This is a genomic window from Sphingomonas sp. G-3-2-10, assembly GCF_012927115.1.
Classification (GTDB): domain Bacteria; phylum Pseudomonadota; class Alphaproteobacteria; order Sphingomonadales; family Sphingomonadaceae; genus Sphingomonas.
Window position 1 is genome coordinate 2,991,646 of record NZ_JABBFY010000001.1, and the last position, 18,155, is coordinate 3,009,800.

14 protein-coding genes are annotated in these 18,155 nt (G+C 66.5%); 6 read left to right on the forward strand and 8 right to left on the reverse strand.

Features of this window, described 5'->3' with window-relative positions; translation table 11 throughout:
• Positions 1-4: 4 nt before the first annotated feature.
• Genes HHL13_RS15050 through gluQRS form a run of 3 tightly spaced genes read right to left on the reverse strand, consistent with a single transcriptional unit; the run spans position 5 to position 1,790 of the window.
• The gene (locus HHL13_RS15050; protein WP_169556431.1) at positions 5-571 is read right to left on the reverse strand and encodes a cob(I)yrinic acid a,c-diamide adenosyltransferase; all 567 of its coding nucleotides are present in this window, start codon (positions 569-571) and stop codon (positions 5-7) included.
• Positions 572-581: 10 nt separating this feature from the next.
• The gene (locus HHL13_RS15055; RefSeq protein ID WP_240953718.1) at positions 582-812 is read right to left on the reverse strand and encodes a twin transmembrane helix small protein; all 231 of its coding nucleotides are present in this window, start codon (positions 810-812) and stop codon (positions 582-584) included.
• Between the two features lie 9 nt (positions 813-821).
• Positions 822-1,790: a tRNA glutamyl-Q(34) synthetase GluQRS gene (gene gluQRS / locus HHL13_RS15060; protein ID WP_169556432.1), complete on the reverse strand. Its 969-nt coding sequence runs from the start codon at positions 1,788-1,790 to the stop codon at positions 822-824.
• A 101-nt stretch (positions 1,791-1,891) separates the two neighbouring features.
• On the opposite strand from gluQRS, the gene HHL13_RS15065 reads away from it, so the two are divergent.
• The 5 genes from HHL13_RS15065 (at position 1,892) to HHL13_RS15085 (ending at position 8,679) form a co-directional block, all read left to right on the forward strand.
• A complete protein-coding gene (locus HHL13_RS15065) occupies positions 1,892-2,458 on the forward strand; it encodes an HNH endonuclease (RefSeq protein WP_169556433.1) in 567 nt (188 codons plus the stop codon).
• 189 nt (positions 2,459-2,647) lie between these two features.
• Positions 2,648-4,240, forward strand: a complete 1,593-nt coding sequence (locus tag HHL13_RS15070; protein WP_169556434.1) for a serine hydrolase — start codon at positions 2,648-2,650, stop codon at positions 4,238-4,240.
• Positions 4,241-4,346: 106 nt separating this feature from the next.
• On the forward strand, positions 4,347-6,698 hold the full coding sequence (locus HHL13_RS15075; protein WP_240953719.1) for a transglycosylase domain-containing protein: 2,352 nt from the start codon (positions 4,347-4,349) through the stop codon (positions 6,696-6,698).
• A gap of 42 nt (positions 6,699-6,740) precedes the next feature.
• Positions 6,741-7,742 carry a beta-eliminating lyase-related protein gene (locus HHL13_RS15080; RefSeq protein ID WP_169556435.1) on the forward strand — a complete coding sequence of 334 codons (1,002 nt, stop codon included), beginning with the start codon at positions 6,741-6,743 and terminating at the stop codon, positions 7,740-7,742.
• Positions 7,743-7,764: 22 nt separating this feature from the next.
• Complete coding sequence (locus HHL13_RS15085) at positions 7,765-8,679, forward strand: EamA family transporter (RefSeq protein WP_169556436.1); 915 nt, start codon at positions 7,765-7,767, stop codon at positions 8,677-8,679.
• On the opposite strand, the gene HHL13_RS15090 is transcribed toward HHL13_RS15085, so the two are convergent.
• The 4 genes from HHL13_RS15090 to HHL13_RS15105 all read right to left on the reverse strand — a co-directional run bounded on the left by HHL13_RS15090 (position 8,589) and on the right by HHL13_RS15105 (position 13,650).
• Complete coding sequence (locus HHL13_RS15090; protein WP_169556437.1) at positions 8,589-9,392, reverse strand: NAD(P)-dependent oxidoreductase; 804 nt, start codon at positions 9,390-9,392, stop codon at positions 8,589-8,591. The two genes, HHL13_RS15085 and HHL13_RS15090, sit on opposite strands and share 91 nt — an antisense overlap.
• A gap of 1 nt (position 9,393) precedes the next feature.
• Positions 9,394-10,173 carry a uroporphyrinogen-III synthase gene (locus HHL13_RS15095; protein ID WP_169556438.1) on the reverse strand — a complete coding sequence of 260 codons (780 nt, stop codon included), beginning with the start codon at positions 10,171-10,173 and terminating at the stop codon, positions 9,394-9,396.
• A gap of 111 nt (positions 10,174-10,284) precedes the next feature.
• Positions 10,285-11,895, reverse strand: coding sequence for a M28 family metallopeptidase (locus HHL13_RS15100; protein WP_169556439.1), 1,611 nt, complete (start codon positions 11,893-11,895; stop codon positions 10,285-10,287).
• Positions 11,896-11,967: 72 nt separating this feature from the next.
• Positions 11,968-13,650, reverse strand: a complete 1,683-nt coding sequence (locus HHL13_RS15105; RefSeq protein WP_169556440.1) for a M28 family metallopeptidase — start codon at positions 13,648-13,650, stop codon at positions 11,968-11,970.
• Between the two features lie 122 nt (positions 13,651-13,772).
• Here HHL13_RS15105 and pepN point away from each other — a divergent pair, with 122 nt between their 5' ends.
• Positions 13,773-16,373, forward strand: coding sequence for an aminopeptidase N (pepN, locus tag HHL13_RS15110; RefSeq protein WP_169556441.1), 2,601 nt, complete (start codon positions 13,773-13,775; stop codon positions 16,371-16,373).
• A gap of 124 nt (positions 16,374-16,497) precedes the next feature.
• Here pepN and HHL13_RS15115 read toward each other — a convergent pair whose 3' ends face one another.
• A complete protein-coding gene (locus HHL13_RS15115; protein ID WP_169556442.1) occupies positions 16,498-18,120 on the reverse strand; it encodes an alkaline phosphatase D family protein in 1,623 nt (540 codons plus the stop codon).
• Between the last annotated feature and the right edge of the window lie 35 nt (positions 18,121-18,155).

An 18,155-nucleotide genomic window follows, 5' to 3' on the forward strand; every position in this document is an offset into this window, starting at 1 on the left:
TAGTTCAGCGCGACGCCCCCGGAACCCACAGAACGTCGCCAGCCCCGCTTTGGTTCACCGCGCGCGCGGCGACGAACAGAAAATCCGACAATCTATTCAAATAGATCAGCACTTCGGGACGGATATCGGCGATCGCTCCGGCGGCGACGGTCGAGCGTTCCGCCCGGCGCGCAATCGAACGGGCCATATGGAGCGCGGCGGCGCCCGGCTCGCCCGCCGGCAGCACGAAGCTGCGCAGCGGCTCGAGCGCGCTATTCATCCGGTCGATCGAATGTTCGAGCCATTCGGACTGGGCGGCGGTGACGCGCAGCGCATAGGTCTGATCGCCGTCGAGCGGCGTGGCGAGATCGGCGCCCAGATCGAACAGGTCGTTCTGGATGCGCGCGAGCATCATGTCGAAGCTCTCGGAATCGAGGAAATGGGTGCGAGCGACGCCGATGGCCGAATTGGTTTCGTCGACATCGCCGATCGCGGCCATGCGCGCGTCGGACTTGGCGACGCGCGAGCCATCGACAAGCCCGGTGGTGCCGTCGTCGCCGGTGCGGGTGTAGATCTTGTTGAGCTTGACCACGGACCGCGGATCAGCGGCCGGCCGACATGATCAGCAGGATCAGGGCGATGATCGCGATCGCGCCGGCCTGAAGGATGATGCGCTGCTGCATCAGCTTGTTCGAGCGGAGCGCGCGCTTGCTGATGCCCTCGCCTTCCAGATCGGCGGTGGTGGTGCCGGCCATGTTCACCAGCCCCTTGATGAGGACGAACAGGACCGCGAGCACCGCGGCGACGAGCAGGATCGAGAGGAACAGCAGCATGAATCGCCTCTAGTCCTTTGCGGCGGCGATTCCAACCGGAAGCTCCCTGCGGCGAAGCTTCTCCGCCAGCGCCCGGCCGTCGATGCCGCAAAGCCGCATCGCCTCGAGCGTGGGAGCGCCGTGGCGCTTGGCGAGGCGGGCGCCGTCGGGGCCGGTGAGCAGGTCATGGTGGCGATATTCGGGGGTGGGCAGATCGAGCAGCGCCTGCAGCAGCCGGTGGACATGAGTGGCGGTGAAGAGATCCTTTCCCCGAATGATGTGGGTGACGCCCTGCGCCGCGTCGTCGACGGTGACGGCGAGATGGTAGCTGGCGGGCGCGTCCTTGCGGGCGAGGACGACATCGCCGTGCGAGGCGGGATCGGCGGGGATCGGGACGCCGTGGTCGTGCCAGAATAACTCCCTCTCCCCTTGTGGGAGAGGGAGGGAGACGACGAAGTCGGCGGAAGGGTGAGGGGGAGTTCGACCTGCGACGTCCCCCTCACCCTTCCCACCCGCTGCGCGGGCGGGCCCCTTCCCTCTCCCACAAGGGGAGAGGGAGTTTAGCGCGCGCGCCATATCCAGCCGCCAGCAATGGGGCTTGCTCAGGTCCGGCGCTTCGAGACCGCGGCAGGTGCCGGGATAGAGCGCGCCTTCGGGACCGTGCGGGGCGGAGAGGCTCGCGGCGATGTCGGCACGGGTGCAGAAACAGGGATAGAGCAGGCTCATGCCGCGCAGGCGGTCCATCGCAGCGTCGTACAAAGCGAGGCGTTGCGACTGGAACGTCACTTCGCCGTCCCAGCTTAGCCCGAGCCATTCGAGATCGGCGAGGATCGCTGCGACATGTTCGGGGCGCGAGCGGGTGCCGTCGATATCCTCGATGCGCAGCGTGAACACGCCGCCCCGTGCACGGGCATAGTCGTGCGAGAGGATTGCCGAGTAGGCATGGCCCATATGGAGCCGACCGGTGGGGCTTGGCGCGAATCGGGTGTGGATAACCATCAAACCGGCCCTTGACCGCGAGTCGCGGCATATGCTGTCATGACAGCGTCACGCTTCCGGGCGACTGGAGCGGGCGTAGCAACAGGGGGCATGACGCACGCATGTACCATCCCGATCTGATCCGCCATCCGGACAGTTGCCCTGCGCTCGTTCTGAATGCCGACTATACCCCTTTGTCCTATTATCCGCTGAGCGTGTGGCCGTGGCAGACCGCGATCAAGGCGGTGTTCCTCGACCGGGTGGACATCGTCTCGCACTACGAGCGCGAGATCCGAAGTCCCAGCGCGAGGCTGAAGCTGCCTTCGGTCATCGCGCTCAAACAATATGTCAAACCGTCCCAATTCCCGGCCTTTACCCGTTTCAACCTGTTCCTTCGCGACAAGTTCGTCTGCCAATATTGCGGCTCTCCGAAGGATCTGACGTTCGATCACGTCATTCCCCGCGCCCAGGGCGGACGCACCACCTGGGAAAATGTCGCCACCGCCTGCGCGCCGTGCAATCTCCGCAAGGGCGGACGCACCCCGAAACAGGCCGCGATGCCGCTCCACATCCAGCCGATCCGCCCGACCAGCTGGCACCTGCAGGAACATGGCCGGCGCTTCCCGCCGGGGCATCTGCACGAGACGTGGCATGATTGGCTGTATTGGGACGTCGAGCTGGAGGCCTGATCGGTTCTCGGAACCTTTTCTGATGCCGTCATGCTGAACTAGTTTCAGCATCAATCGCTCCGCAAACGATTGCGCTGCCTGCCGCACGATGAACCCTGAAACAAGTTCAGGGCGACGGCGTGGATGGGGATGGTCCTGCCTTGCCCTCCCGGCTAGCATCCACGCATCGCGTCCGGCGGGGAGCATAGAATGAGCGGATTTCAGGTCAGTCGGCGGCAGGCGCTTGCGTTCGGGTTGAGCGCGACGGCGCTGGCCGCGATCCCGTCATGGGCATGGGCTGCCGCGGCCGAGCTGGACGAAGCGGGCGTCGATGCGATCGTGAAGCCGTTCATGGCGGCGTTCGAGACGCCGGGGATCGGGGTGGCGATCGTGCGGCCGGGGGCGGCGCCGTTCCTCAAGGGCTATGGCGTGCGGACGATGGGCAAGCCCGCGGCCGTCGATACGCATACCCGGTTCGGGATCGCGTCCAACTCGAAGAGCTTTACCGGCGCCGCGCTGGCGCTGCTGGTCGGGGAGGGGAAGATCGGCTGGGAAGACCCGGTCGTGAAGCATATCCCCGAGTTCAGGATGCACGATCCCGCCGTGACCGCGATGATGACGGTGCGCGATCTGCTGGTGCATCGTTCGGGCCTGCCGCTGGGCGCGGGCGACCTGATGTATTTTCCGGAATCGACCCATGTCGCGGCGGATGTGCTCAAGGCGCTACCGCATCTGAAGCCGGCGCGCGGATTCCGGGCCGGCTATGATTACGACAATATCCTTTATCTGGTCGCGGGACTGCTGATCGAGCGGGTGTCGGGCATGAGCTGGGGTGCGTTCGTTTCGGCGCGGCTGCTCAAGCCGCTGGGCATGGACGATGCGGTGACGACGCGCGGCGACCTGAAGACCGACAATGTCGTGGGGCGCCACGCACGGCTGGGGCCGCCGGTGCGCGGGATCGGCAAGATGGAAGTGATGCAGCCCGACGAAAGCCCGATGATCGACGCGGCGGGCGGGATCAACGCCAGCGTGAGCGACATCGCCAAGTGGCTGCAGGTCCAGCTCGCCGGGGGCAAGCTGCCCGACGGCAAGCTGCTGTGGAGCCCGGCGCAGGCGAAAGAGATGTGGACGCCGCAGACGATCGTCGGATCGAGCGACGGGCCGACCGAGACCAATCCGACCCGCGCGGTGACCAGCAGCTATGCGCTGGGCTGGTTCGTGCAGGATTATCGCGGGATCCGGCTGGTGTCGCACAGCGGCGGGCTGTCGGGCCAGGTGACGCAGACGGCGATGATCCCGTCCAAGGGCGTGGGCGTCGCGGTGTTCAGCAATACCGAGGATGCGGTGTCCGGCGGGATCCGCAACGCGCTGCTCGATGCGCTGATCGGCGCGCCGGCGTTCGACTGGGTCGGCAGCTATGTCGCGCGGACCAAGAAGGGGCAGGAAGACGCGCTGGCCGAAGTATCGGGCGGGATCGACAAGGCCCCGCCGGGTGCGCCGAGCCTGCCGCTCAAATCCTATGCCGGGCGCTATCGCGATCCCTGGTATGGCGACATTGTAGTCAGCGAGAAGGGCGGCAAGCTGTCGATCGACTTCACCCCGACGCCGGTGTTCAAGAGCGTGCTGGAGCCTTGGGGCCCGGACGCGTTCCGGACGCGCTTCGCGAAGGAAGCGGGCGAGGATGCGGTGGTCAGCTTCGCGGTGAGGGACGGCAAGGTGACCGGAGTCACGATGAAGGCGCTCTCGCCGCTGGCGGACTTCAGCTACGATTATCACCACCTCGAGTTCGTGCCGGTCCGCTGAGCGGGATACGCCCAACCCGGAATTGGCGCGGCGAAGCGAGCGCGCTAGGGTTTGCGCGGATGGCGGCAGCGTGTATTATATGAACAATACAGCTATTTGAGCGCGGATGGCGAACGACGACAATTTCGAACAACGTTTCCCCCTGCGGCGTCCAGCGGCCCCGCAGGAGCCGGCGCGCGCGCGGCCGACGCCGGCGCCGGTAAAGCCGGCCGTCAAGAAGGCGGTGTTCCCGCCCGCCGAGGAGAAGCCGAAGAAAGCCGCCGAAGTGGCGACCGAAAAGGCGAAGAAAGCGATCGCCGCGGTCCAGAACTGGTTCGAGACGCCCGAGCCGCTGGAGCTTTCCGGCGGGATGCCCCCGCCCGATGCGCGGAAGGAACGCGCGCGGTCCGCGCCGCTCCCCCCTCCCCCGCCCGCGCCGCCGCCGATCGACTTCCCGCAAGCAGTGCCGGCGGGCGGCTACACCACCAATCTTCCCGTCGTCCGCCGCCGGTTCAACTGGTGGCGCTGGTCGATGCGCGGGCTGGGCGCGTTCCTGATCTTCTTCATTCTCGCGGTGGCGTGGCTGGCCTTCACTGCGCCCTTGTCCAAATCGCTCCAGCCGCCTGCCCCGCCCTCGATCACCTTGCTCGATTCCGATGGCAAGGAGATCGCCCGGCGCGGCGCGGTGATCGAGAAACCGGTCGACGCGTCGAAACTGCCCAAGCATGTGCAGGAAGCCTTTATGGCGATCGAGGACCGGCGGTTCGAAAGCCATTGGGGCGTCGATCCGCGCGGGATCATGCGCGCCTTCGTCCATAATATCAGCAATGACGGCGGATCGCAGGGCGGCAGCACGATCACCCAGCAGCTGGCGAAGAACGCCTTCCTCAATTCGAACCGCACCGCGGGGCGGAAGTTTCAGGAGGTGCTGATCGCCTTCTGGCTGGAAGCGTGGCTGACGAAGAACGAGATCATGTCGCGTTATCTGAGCTACGTCTATTTCGGCGACAATGTGTACGGGCTGCGCGCCGCGGCGCGGCACTATTTCAGCGTCGATGTCGAGGATCTGACCATCAGCCAGGCGACGATGCTGGCGGGCCTGGTGCAGGCGCCGTCGCGGCTTGCCCCAACCGGCAATCTGAAGGGCGCGCGCGAGCGGCAGAAGCTGGTGATCGCCGCGATGGTCGCCGCCGGTTTCCTGACCAAGGAGGAAGCGGCCGAAGTGCGGCCCGCAGTGCTCAGGGTCGACAAGGTCAAGCAACTGCCCAGCGGCGGCTATTTCGCCGACTGGGTGCTGCCGCAGGCGCGCGACCGGGCGGGCGAGATCGCGACCGAGCAGCGCGTGCGCACGACGCTGGATTCCGGCATACAGCGCGCCGCCGAGCGCGCGGTGAAGGGCGCGGGGCTGCGTTCGACGCAGATCGCGCTGGTGGCAATGAAGCCCGATGGGCGCATCGTCGCGATGGTCGGCGGCAACAGCTATGCCGCCAGCCCCTTCAACCGCGCGACGATGGCGCGGCGCCAGCCGGGTTCGACCTTCAAGCTGTTCGTCTATCTCGCCGCGCTTCGCTCCGGCATGACGCCCGAATCGATGGTCGACGATACGCCGCTGACGATCGGCGACTGGTCGCCCGAGAATAGCGGCAAGCGCTATTCGGGCCGGATCACCCTGCGGCAGGCCTTCGCCAAATCGAGCAATGTCGCGGCGGTGCGGCTGGCGCAGCAGGTGGGCATCGCCAACGTTACGCGAGCGGCGCGCGATCTGGGCATCTCCACCCCGATCGGCAACGACGCGTCGGTCGCGCTGGGCACGTCGACCGTATCGCTGCTCGAGCTGACCGCCGCCTACGCCTCGGTCGCCGAGGGCAGCTATCCGGTGCGCCCGCGCGGGCTGGCCGAAGACAGCGAGGATCAGGACTGGCTGTCACGCCAGCTGGGCGGGCCGAGCCGCTTCCCGTCGCGCACGCTCGACGATCTCCACGAGCTGCTGGGCGGCGTGGTGAGCGGCGGCACCGGGCGCAGCGCGGCGCTTTCCATCCCCGCCTTCGGCAAGACCGGGACGACGCAGAACGGGCAGGACGCGCTTTTCGTCGGCTATGCGGGCGATCTGGTGGTCGGCGTGTGGGTCGGCAACGACGACAATACGCCGATCCCGGGCCTGTCGGGCGGAGGCGTGCCCGCGCGGGTGTGGCGCAACTTCATGATCGACGCACTCGACATCCGCGCCGCCCCGCCGCCCGAGGAAGTGATCGACAACACGATCGAGGACGATGCGCCCGATCTGGGCGACGTGCTGGGCGAGATCCTGGGCGGGGGCGAAGTCCAGACCGAAGTCGAACCCGTTCCCGGCGATGTGCCGCCGATTCCGGACGACCGGCGGCGCGAGGAGCTGACCATCCCGGCGCGGCCCGGCGTTGACGATCGCGGGGCGAGGCGTCCGGCACCCGAGCCCTCGCGGCGCCTTCCCGACGGGCAATAGCGCCGGTTGACCTGACCGGAACGCGGTCGCATGGGCATGACCATGCGCTTCTTTTCCGACAACGCCGCCGCCGTCTGCCCTCAGGTGATGGCCGCGCTGGGACAAGTGAACCAGCTCGACACCGCGTATGATGGCGACAAGTGGAGCAAGGAGTTGGACGGGCGATTTTCCGACCTGTTCGGCACCGAATGCCGCGCGATCTGGGTGCCGACCGGCACGGCGGCGAACAGCCTCGCGCTCGCCGCGCTGTGCCCGCCCTATGGCGGGATCGTCTGCCATCGCGACGCGCATATCCAGGTCGACGAGCAGGGCGCGCCGGTCTTCTACACCGGCGGCGCAAGCCTGCTGCTGGGCGAAGGCGAAGGCGCGAAGCTGACCCCCGATGCGATCCGCGCGGTGATCGATCCGATCCGCCCCGACGTGCATCAGGTGCAGCCGCACGCCATCTCGATCACCAATGCGACCGAATATGGCCTCGCCTATTCGCCGGACGAAGTCGCGGCGATCGGCGATCTGGCGAAATCGCGCGGGCTGGGCCTGCACATGGACGGCGCGCGCTTCGCAAATGCCGTGGCGCATCTCGGCTGTCATCCCGGCGACGTGACGTGGCGCGCGGGGGTGGATGCGCTGAGCTTCGGCTTCGTCAAGAATGGCGGCATGAGCGCCGAGGCTCTGGTGTTCTTCAAGCCCGAACTGATGGAATCGACGCTGTTCCGCCGCAAGCGTGCGGGGCTGCTCTTCTCCAAGGGCCGCTATCTGGCCGCACAGATCCTCGCGATGCTCGACGACGATCTGTGGCTGGCCAATGGCCGCGCGGCCAATGCCGGGGCGCTATTGCTGGCTCGGGCCGCGGGCGAGCGGCTGGTGCATCCGGTGCAGGCCAATGAAGTGTTCCTCAAGGTCACGCCCGAGGAAGCTGCGTCGCTGCGCGCGCTGGGCTTCGACTTCTACGATTGGGGCGTGGGCGAAGCGCGGCTGGTGATTTCCTGGAATCAGGGCGAGGACGCGATCCGCCCGCTGGCCGATGCGATCGCGGCGCTGTGATTTTCACCGAAAAGAGGGTCGCATGATCGGCGAAAAGCCCCGTTCGACGCGGCTGCGCGTCCTCGTCCCCTTCGCGATCGTCACTTTGATCTGGGGGACGACGTGGATCGTGATCCGCGATCAACTGTCGATCGTGCCGCCGAGCTGGTCGGTCGCCTATCGCTTCCTGCTGGGCGGGGCGACGATGCTGGTCTGGGCAGCGATCCGGCGCGAGCCGCTATGGCTGCCGCGCAAGGGGATGCTCTTTGCCGCGCTGCTCGGGCTGATGCAGTTCGTGCTGAACTTCAACCTCGTCTATCGCTCGGAGCAGTACATCACTTCGGGCGTGGTCGCGATCGTGTTCGCGCTGCTGCTGGTGCCCAATGCGATCCTCTCGCGCATCTTCCTCGGCCAGCGGATGGGCAGGCAATTGCTCGCCGGATCGGCGGTGGCGATCGCGGGCGTGGCGCTGCTGTTCATCCACGAAGCGCGGCTGAGCCCGGTCGGGCCGGAACAGGCGATAACCGGCATCGCGCTGGCGCTGTGCGCGGTGATGTGCGCCTCGACCGCGAACGTGATGCAGGCGAGCGAGACGTCGAAAGCATGGCCGATGGCGAGCGTGATCGGATGGGCGATGCTGAGCGGCGCGATGATCGACGCAGCGTTCGCATGGGGCGTGTCCGGGCCGCCGGTGTTCGAGATGCGGATCGGCTATATCGCCGGGCTGATCTATCTCGGCGTGCTGGGATCGGCGCTGAGCTTCAGCCTGTATTTCGCGCTGATCCGCGAGATCGGACCGGCCAAGGCCGCCTATAGCAGCGTGGCGATTCCGGTGGTGGCGATGATCTTTTCGACCCTCTTCGAAGGCTATCGCTGGTCGCTGCTGGCGGCGGCGGGCGCAGTGCTGGTGCTGGGCGGACTGGTGATCGCGTTGAGAGCGCGCAGGCCCAACCGGTAGTTCGGATAGCGCGGCGTCCAGCCGAGGACGCGCTTTGCCTTGCGGTTCGCGACGCGGCGGTTTTCGGACCAGAAGGCGCGGGCCTGCGGGCTGAGATTGGCGTCCTCCAGCGACACCAGCGGCGCGGGGTCGCGGTTTTGCAGGCGCGCGGCGCAGGCCAGCACGACCGATTGCGGCGCGGGCTCGTCGTCGGCGAGGTTGTACGCCCCGGGCGGCGCGTCGAACCCCGCGATCACGCCCGAGACGATATCGTCGACATGGACGCGGCTGAACACCTGCCCCGGCACATCGACGCGCTGCGTGGCGATCCGGTCGAGCGGCGAGCGGCCGGGGCCGTAGATGCCGGGCAGGCGGAACACGCGCGCGCCCAGCGCCAGCCATGCAACATCGGCCTGCGCCCGTGCGGAGCGGCGGCCGGTGCCGGTAGGCGCGCTTTCATCGACCCATGCGCCCTGCCTATCGCCATAGACGCCGGTCGAGGAAAGATAGCCCAGCCAGCCGGGGTGACGGGCAAGCAGATCCCGGTACGCGTCGAGGACGGGATCGCTCTCGCCGGGCGGAATCGAGGACAGGATATGGGTGGCGGCGGCGAGATCGCTCGCGCGGCCTTCGAACGTCTCGCGCGTGGCGGTGCTTACCGCCCAGCCCTTTGCGCGGACGGCATCGGCGATGCGCGACGCAGTGTAGCCGGGGCCGAAGACGAAGAGATGCATCCTAGTTGAATTCGTCCCAGCCGGGCTCATTGTCATTGGCGTTGCGATCGAATTGGCGGGTCATGAGCACCACATCGGATTTGCGCCGCCCGCGCCAGTCGCGGCTGCAGATCATGTCGAGCAGCGCGGTTTCGGTGGTGTGGCGGGCGATGCGCGTCCGGACGCCGCTCAGATCGGCGAACCCGCGCGCACTCTGCTCCGAAATGCACCACAGATCGCCGCGCCAGTTCGCTCGCTGCACCGCTTCGCGCACCGTGTCGCTGCACAGGCTCGAATGCAGCACGATCGAACCGACGCGCGACAGGCGCTCGACCAGTTCGCGCATCCGGTCCTCGCCGATCGGCTGGGAACGATAGACGTTGCGCCGCTCGATCCGGCCATGCTCCGGCAGAAGTGCGCGCTCGACTGCCGTCGAAGTGCGTTCAGCGCAATAATAGCCGATCGTCCCGGCGGCGGGGACCGCGTAGCGGACCAGCGATGCGAGGAGCGATTCGTCGTCGCTGGTCGAGGTGATCGACAGATAGCCCGCGCCGCGCGCCGCCTCCGCAATCTCTTCGTTCCGGACGAAGACCGGTACGTCGAGCAGTCCGGGCTCGGCAAGATGGTGGCGCACCGCATGGATGCTGCTGAAGACGAGCGCATCGGGGCGGACGCCCATGAGCGGCGCGGCGAGCGCGCGCGTTTCGATCACCGGAAAGAGCAAAGGGTGCAGGCCGGCGCTGCGCAGGCGGCGCGCCGTGGCGAGATTGTCCGGGGACGAGCGGGTGATCCAGACCGACATCTGGCGTTCATGGCAGGTGGGGACGGCTTGGTGCAAGTTTTGGCGCCGCAGAGCAGATGGACAGGCCCCACCCCAACCCCTCCCCTGAAGGGGAGGGGCTAAGAAGTGCCGCTACTTCGCGCCAAAGCCTTCGAAGGTCACGCCGAAGAAGTCGCCCTTGTTCCAGCTCGGGCGCTTGTCGGCGTCGGCCAGCACGCGCGCCACGCCATAGTTGATGCGGACGAACTGCGCCGCGGACGCCCAGTTGAACGGCAGGTCGATCTGGTCCGAGGGCTTGTGATAATTGTCGGCGAGGAACTTCTTCTGCGCGACCGCGCCTTCGCCGCCGGGGCCGGTATCGACCGAGACCGCGGGGATGCCCGCCTTGACGAAGCTGTAGTGATCCGAGCGCACGAAGAACATTTCCTCAGGGCTCGGATCGGGGACGACCGCGAGGCCTTCTGCCTTGGCGACCTGCGCGACCACCGGGCCGATGCTCGAACGCTCGCCGCCCTGCACCACCAGATCCTTCACGTCATAGGTGAGGATCGGCATGTCGAGATTGATGTTCGCGACCAGCTGTTCCTTGGGCACGGTGGGGTAGTTCACGAAATAGTCCGAGCCGATCAGGCCCTTTTCCTCGGCCGCGAGCGAGATGAACATGACCGAGCGGCGCGGGCGCTTGCCCGAGACCTGGAAGGCGTGCGCGACCTCGAGGATCGAGCCGGTGCCGACGGCATTGTCCATCGCGCCGTTATAGATGCGGTCGCCATTGACCGGATCGCCGACGCCGACATGATCGAGATGCGCGGAAAGGACGATATATTCGGCCTTGAGCGTGGGATCAGCCCCTTCGAGCACGCCGATCACGTTGCGCGTGGCGGCGGTGCGGACGCGGGTCTTGGTAGAGAGCGAGATGCTGCCGACGAGATTGCCGGTGGGCATACGGCCGCCGGTCGTCTCGGCCTTGAGCACGTCGGCGAACTTCATCTTCGAGCCGGCGAACAGCTTATCCGCGCCGGCCTGGCTGATATAGGCCGCGACCGGAGCGCCGGGCGACACGTCGTGCGCCTTGCCGTCGGGGCCGGCCCAGGTCGTGCGCTGATATTCCCAATAGGGCACGATCGCATCGAAGGCGAAGTCCTTCCGGTTCGCCGCGGATTCGAGGATCAGCACGCCGCGCGCACCGCGCGACTGGGCGATGCGGGCCTTCTGGTCGTCGTCGCTGAGGTGCGCGGTGACTTCGGCGGGCAGGCCCTTGGGCACGCCCGGCATCATCACCACAATCTTTCCGCGGACGTCGAGCCCGCGATAATCGTCTCGCTTACCCTCGGGATAGACGATGCCCCAGCCGACAAAGACCATGTTGCCCGAGACGCTGAATTCGGGCGAGCTCGGCACCGGCGAGGGAAGGTAATCCTTGCCGTGGACCAGCGGCTCGGTGGTCTTGCCGCGCGTCAGGCTGACTTCGCCCTTGCCGGTCGGGTTGTAGAAAGCGAGGTTGACCGCCTGGAACCAGGTGCCGTTCTCGCCGCCGGGCTTGAGGCCGTAGCGCAGCATCTGCGACGCGACATATTCGGCCGCCACGTCATAGTCGCGCGTGCCCGCTTCGCGCCCGCGCAGCGAATCCGACGCAAGGAACTGGACGTGCGACTTGATCGCCGCCTGATCGGCGGGGATCGACTGCGCAGCGGCAAGCGGAGCGACCAGAAGCAGAGGCAAAGCGAACAGCGAACGCAGCATCAGGCGACTTTCAAAGCGCCCGGGCGGCGCGAACGCCGTCCGGGCAGATTGGCATGAGGGAGTGTCGGCGCGTTACTTCGCCATTGGCCCCTTGTAGGTGGTACCGAAGAAGTCACCCTTGTTCCAGACAGGGCGCTGGTCGGCATCGGCGATGGCGCGCGCGATCGTATAGTTGATCTCGATGAAGCGGACGCCCGATTCCCAGTCGATCGGCGGGCCCTGGACGATCTCGTCCGAAGGCTGATGGTAGTTCCCCGCGAAAAACGTATCGATCGCCGGCTTGCCCGGGCCGGCCGCGCCCGGCCACAGGAACACCGAGGGGATGCCCTGCTGGATGAAGCGGTAATGGTCCGAACGGACGAACAGGCCCTGTTCCGGCATCGGATCGGGCGAGATGGTGACGTTGATCCCCTTTGCGGCAGTTTCGACGATCGGGCCGAGCGTCGAGCGCGGTGCGCCGAACACGATGATGTCGCTGAACTTGTAGGTGATGATCGGCATGTCGAGATTGACGTTGGCGACCAGCTTGTCCTTCGGAACCGTCGGGTTGTTGGCGAAGTAATCCGCGCCGACCAGACCCTTTTCCTCGGCGGTGACCGCGAGGAACATGACCGTGCGGCGCGGGGCCTTGCCCGATGCCTTGAAGCGCTTGGCTTCCTCGATCAGCGAGGCGATGCCGACCGCATTGTCCATCGCGCCGTTATAGATGGTGTCGCCCTTCGCATTGGGGCGGCCGACGCCCACATGATCGAGATGCGCCGAAAGGACGACGACTTCGCTGCCCAGCGTCGGATCGCTGCCGGGGATGATGCCGGCGACATTGTAGCTGACGACCTGCTTGGTCTCGGTCTTGAGCGAGACGCTAAGCGTCGCGGGCAGGACTTCGGCCTTGTACTTCGGGTTCTCGGTCTCGGCGAGCTTCGCCACGGTGGCCCAGGGGGTCTTCGATCCGGCGAACAGCTTTTCGGCGGCGGCGATGCTGATCGTGCCGAGGCCCGGCGTGTTCGGCGCGGCGAAGAAGCCGGAGCCGTCGGCGCGCTGCCACGTCATGCGGGTGCGATCCCAGCCCGCGCTGCTGGCGGCCATCGGCCGGGTCTTGGCGGTGACGGGCGATTCGATGGTGATATAGCCGATCGCGCCATGTTCCTGCGCGATCACCGCCTTGGTGGCCGGGCTGCCGAGATGCGCGCGCTCCTCGCCGCCGAGGTTGGACGGCGCGCCCGCGAAGAAGGCGACGATCTTGCCCTTCGTGTTGACGCCGCGATAGTCGTCACGGCCCAGCGACGGCGCGGAGATGCCATAGCCGACGAACACGACCTGGCCCGTGACATCGGTCTCGGCCTTGGTCGGATCGGCCGAGGGCAGATAGTCCTTGCCGAATTCGAGGCTGATCGGTGTCGCGCCCTTGCCCTTGGGCGTGATGGTGAAGCTGCCCTTGTCCGACGGCTTGTAAGACAGCAACGGAACGCGCTGGAGATAGCTGCCGTCATCGCCCGCGGGACGCAGGCCGGCGGCGTAGAACTGCGCGGCGACATATTGCGCCGCGATGTCATATTCCGGGCTGCCGGCGTCGCGGCCGCGCAGATTGTCCGAAGCGAGGAACATCACATGCGCCTTCATCGCCGCCTGATCGGCGGGCAGCTCGGCATTGATGATCGCGTTCTTTTCGGCGGGCGTGGTCGGGACGGCGTTCTGGGCCATCGCCGGCATGGCGATGAGCGCGGCAAGCGTCAGCGGCGCGAAATAACGAAGCATAGGTGCGGAATCCCCGGAAATCTCTGTGTGGCATCGGGGTAGCACGGCAATAATCTTGCGCAAGCGTGAGAGGCCGGTTTTGGCTGGCGGCCTGTGACGAGCTGCCTATATGCAGGGACGTCATGGCAGATGTTCAGAGTGCAACCGCGGCGCCGACCCTAGCGCCCCACGTAACCCGCCGCGAGGATTATCGCGCACCCGAGTGGCGCGTCCCCGAGATTTCGCTCGATTTCGAGCTCGACCCGGCAGCGACGCGGGTCCGGGCGACGCTGAAGGTCGGGCGCAATGGCGCGCATGACGCACCGCTGAGGCTCCTTGGCGACGGGCTGACCGCCCTTTCCGTGCGGGCCGATGGCGACGCCGCGACATGGCACATGGACGGCAGCGATCTGGTGATCGCGCTGAACGGCGATGAACATGTGATCGAAACCGAGGTGGAGATCGCCCCGGAGCGCAACACCCAGCTCCAGGGACTGTATGCCTCGAACGGGATGCTCTGCACCCAGTGCGAGGCCGAGGGCTTCCGCCGCATCACCTTCTTCCCCGACCGGCCCGACGTGCTCAGCGTCTATCGGGTGAAGATGACCGGCGACAAGACGCGCTTCCCGGTGCTGCTGTGCAATGGCGATCCGATCGCTTCGGGCGAGGGCGAGAACGGCACGCACTGGGCCGAGTGGCACGACCCCTTCCCCAAGCCGAGCTATCTCTTCGCGCTGGTCGCGGGCGATCTGGTCGCCAATCGCGGGACCTTCACCACGATGGGCGGGCGCGAAGTGCAGCTCGGCATCTGGGTCCGCGCGGGCGATCTCGACCGCACCCATCACGCGCTGGCCGCGCTCAAGACGTCGATGGCGTGGGACGAGCAGGTCTATGGCCGCGAATATGATCTCGACGTGTTCAACATCGTCGCCGTGGACGATTTCAACTTCGGCGCGATGGAGAATAAGGGGCTGAACGTCTTCAACAGCCGCTACATCCTCGCCGACCCGGATATCGCCACCGACTATGATTACGACGCGATCGCCGCGGTGGTGGCGCACGAATATTTCCACAACTGGTCGGGCAACCGCGTCACCTGCCGCGACTGGTTCCAGCTTTCGCTGAAGGAAGGCTTCACCGTCTATCGCGACCAGAGCTTCTCGGGCGATCAGGGTTCGAAGGCGGTCAAGCGGATCGAGGATGTGCGAGGCCTCCGCGCCAGCCAGTTCCCCGAGGATGCCGGCCCGCTGGCCCATCCGATCCGGCCGGACTCCTATATCGAGATCGGCAATTTCTACACCGCGACGATCTACAACAAGGGTGCGGAGGTGATCCGCATGATCGCCACGATCCTGGGTCCGCAGAAATTCCGCGCAGGCTGCGATCTGTATTTCGACCGGTTCGACGGGACGGCGGCGACCTGCGAGGATTTCGTCCAGTGCATGGAGGAAGCCGGCGGGACCGACCTGACCCAGTTCCGGCTATGGTATTCGCAGGCCGGGACGCCACGCGTCTCGGCTTCGCTGGTGCAGGAAGGCGGCCGCGCCCGGCTGACCCTGCGCCAGACCGTGCCGCCGACGCCGGGGCAAAGCGACAAGCAGCCGATGGTGCTGCCGCTCAAGCTCAAGCTGTTCGGCGCGATCACCGGCCGGCCGCTGTGCGACGAGCAGCTGGTGCTGCTGAAGGACGAAACCAGCGAAGTCGTGTTCGAAGGCATTCCGGAAACACCGGTGCTGTCGATCAATCGCGGTTTCAGCGCACCGATCGTGCTCGATACCAACCGCACCGCGAACGATCTCGCTTTCCTGTCGGCGCATGACGACGATCCGTTCGCGCGCTACGAAGCGATGCAGCAGCTGATGCTCGACACGCTGGTGGGTTCGGTCGCCAATGGCCGCGCCGATCATGGCGCGGTGATCGACGCAGTGAAGAACACGCTGACCGACACGAGTCTCGATCAGGCGTTCATCGCCGAAGCGGTGCTGCTGCCGTCGGACAGCTTCATCGGCGACCAGATGGCCGTGGTCGATCCCGACGCGATCTACGGCGCGCGCGAGGCGCTGCGGCGCGATCTGGGCCGCCAGCTCGAGCCACTGTGGCGCGAAGCCTATGACGCGGTTCGCACCAACCGCTTCGAATATTCGCCTGCGGGCAAGGGCGCGCGACGGATCAAGAACGTCTCGCTCGGTTATATCGCGGCGAGCGGGGCCGCGGACGCGGCGGATCTGGCGTTCGCCCAGTTCGAAGCGTCGGACAATATGACCGACCGTCAGGGCGCGCTGGGCACGTTGGTCAATTCGAGCGCGGCGGAGAAAAGATCGGCGGCGATCCAGGCCTTTTACCAGCGCTATGCCGATAACGGCCTCGTGCTCGACAAATGGTTCCAGACCCAGGCGCTCTCGACTCGCGACGATGCGATCGACGCGGTCGAAGCACTGGCGAAACATCGCGACTTCACTTTGGCCAATCCGAACCGCGCCCGCTCGCTGATCGGCGCGTTCAGCGTGAACCAGCGCGCGTTCCACGATGCGTCGGGCCGGGGCTACCGCTTCCTCGCCGACCAGCTGCTGGCACTCGACAAGCTCAACCCGCAGACCGCCGCGAAGCTGCTGCCACCGCTGGGCCGGTGGAAACGCTTCGACGCGGCCCGCGCGGCGAAGATGCGTGCCGAACTGGAGCGGATCGTCGCAACGCCGGGGCTGAGCAAGGATATGTTCGAGCAGGCGTCGAAGTCGCTGGATTAAACTTCTTGGCCCCTCCTCTTCAGAGGTGAAGTTGGGGTGGAGGATATATTCTTGGCGCCGGTCTCTGCGAGGCGATGACTGCCCCACCCCAACCCCTCCCCTGAAGGGGAGGGGCTTTTAGTCGCTATGCCATCACATTCCGCCCGCGCGTTACCGTCGCGGTGTGGCCGATGCTCGCCTTTGCGTTCCGCTCGAGGATCGTATCGACGAACATCCAGTCGTTGCTGACCTTCTCCGGCGTCAGCGTCAGTGCCATGTAGCCGCGGCGGCTGGTGTCGCACCATTTCAGCTCGGGATTGCGGGCGATCATGGCGGCGGCGATCACCTTTGGGTCGGCGGCGGTGGAGCCCTCGAAGCCGGGCGAAGTCACGCTCATGCCGGCGAATTCGACGCCGGCGGGCTTGCCGTCCTGCGCGAGATCATAGGCCCAGGCATTATGGCTGTCCCCGGCGAGCACGATCAGGTTCGCCCCGGCTGCCTGCGCGGACTTGAGGAAGCGCGCGCGGGCGGCGGGATAGCCGCCCCAATTGTCGGGATCGTTGGGCAGCCCGGCCTTGCCCGCCAGCACGCCTGCCGCGACATAGTTGCGCACGCGTTCCGACGTGCCCGGTTTGAGCCACTGCGTCGATTCCTCGGGCGCGCTGGTCTTGCCCATGATCGTGCCGAAGCCGGTGACCTGCCAGCGCCGGCCGCTGCGCACCGACTGCGCCAGCGCATGACCGAGCCATGTTTCCTGTTCGCTGCCGAGCATCGAGCGGGCGGGATCCATCCATGCGCCGTCGCGGAAGTCGGTGAGCGCCTTCATTGGATTCGCCGATCGGAACAGCGGCTCGAGATCGGGCGAGGCGCTGCGGCCGAGCAAGCGGCTCTCGGTGCGGAACAGCGTGGCGAGCGTGCCGATATCGTAGCTGGCCCAGGGTCGGTCCGACACCGGCATCCATTCGCGCCACACCTGCAACGCGGCGGCGCGGCGGACCGACCATTCGCCTTCGTTCGCCTGATGGTTCTGCGCGCCGCCTTCCCAGCTGTTGTTGGCCGATTCGTGATCGTCCATCTGGACCAGCATCGGCTTGTTCGCGTGAAGCGCTTGTAGATCGGGGTCGGCGCGATAGCTGGCATAGCGCAGGCGGTAATCGGCGAGCGCGATCATCTCGCCTTCGGGCAGCGGCACGCGGCCGTCGATCGCGCCGCGCTCGGGCGAATAGGCGCCTTTCGGATACTCATAGAGATAGTCGCCGAGATGGATGGCGAGATCCACATCGTCGCGCGCCGCGGCATGGGCATAGGCGTTGAAATAGCCGAACGGCATGTTGGTGCAGGAGAAGACCGCAATGCCGAAGCGCTTCGCATTGCCTTGGGGCAGGGTCTTCGTCCGGCCCACCGGCGACACGCTGCCGTCGGGGGCGACGAAGCGGTAGAAATAGCGGGTGCCGGGACGCAGGCCCTGCACCACGATCTTCGCGGTCCAGTCGCGCCACGGGCCGATGATCGCTTCGCCGCCGGAGACGATCCGGGCGAAGTCGGCGGTCTCCGAGATTTCCGCCTTCAGCTTCGCGGCGCTGCCCGCACCGACATAGCGGGTCCAGAGCAGCATCGTGTCCGGACCGGGCTCACCACTGGCCACCGAATGGGTGAAGCCGGTCAGGTCTGCCACCGTCATCGCGCTCGCGAATCCGGGGATGGCGAAGGCGGTCAGGCCGATACCGCCGGTAAGAAGCAAGGAACGGCGATCGATACGCAAGGTCATGGGCAGGCTCCCCTAGTCCCGCGTTGCTGCACCCG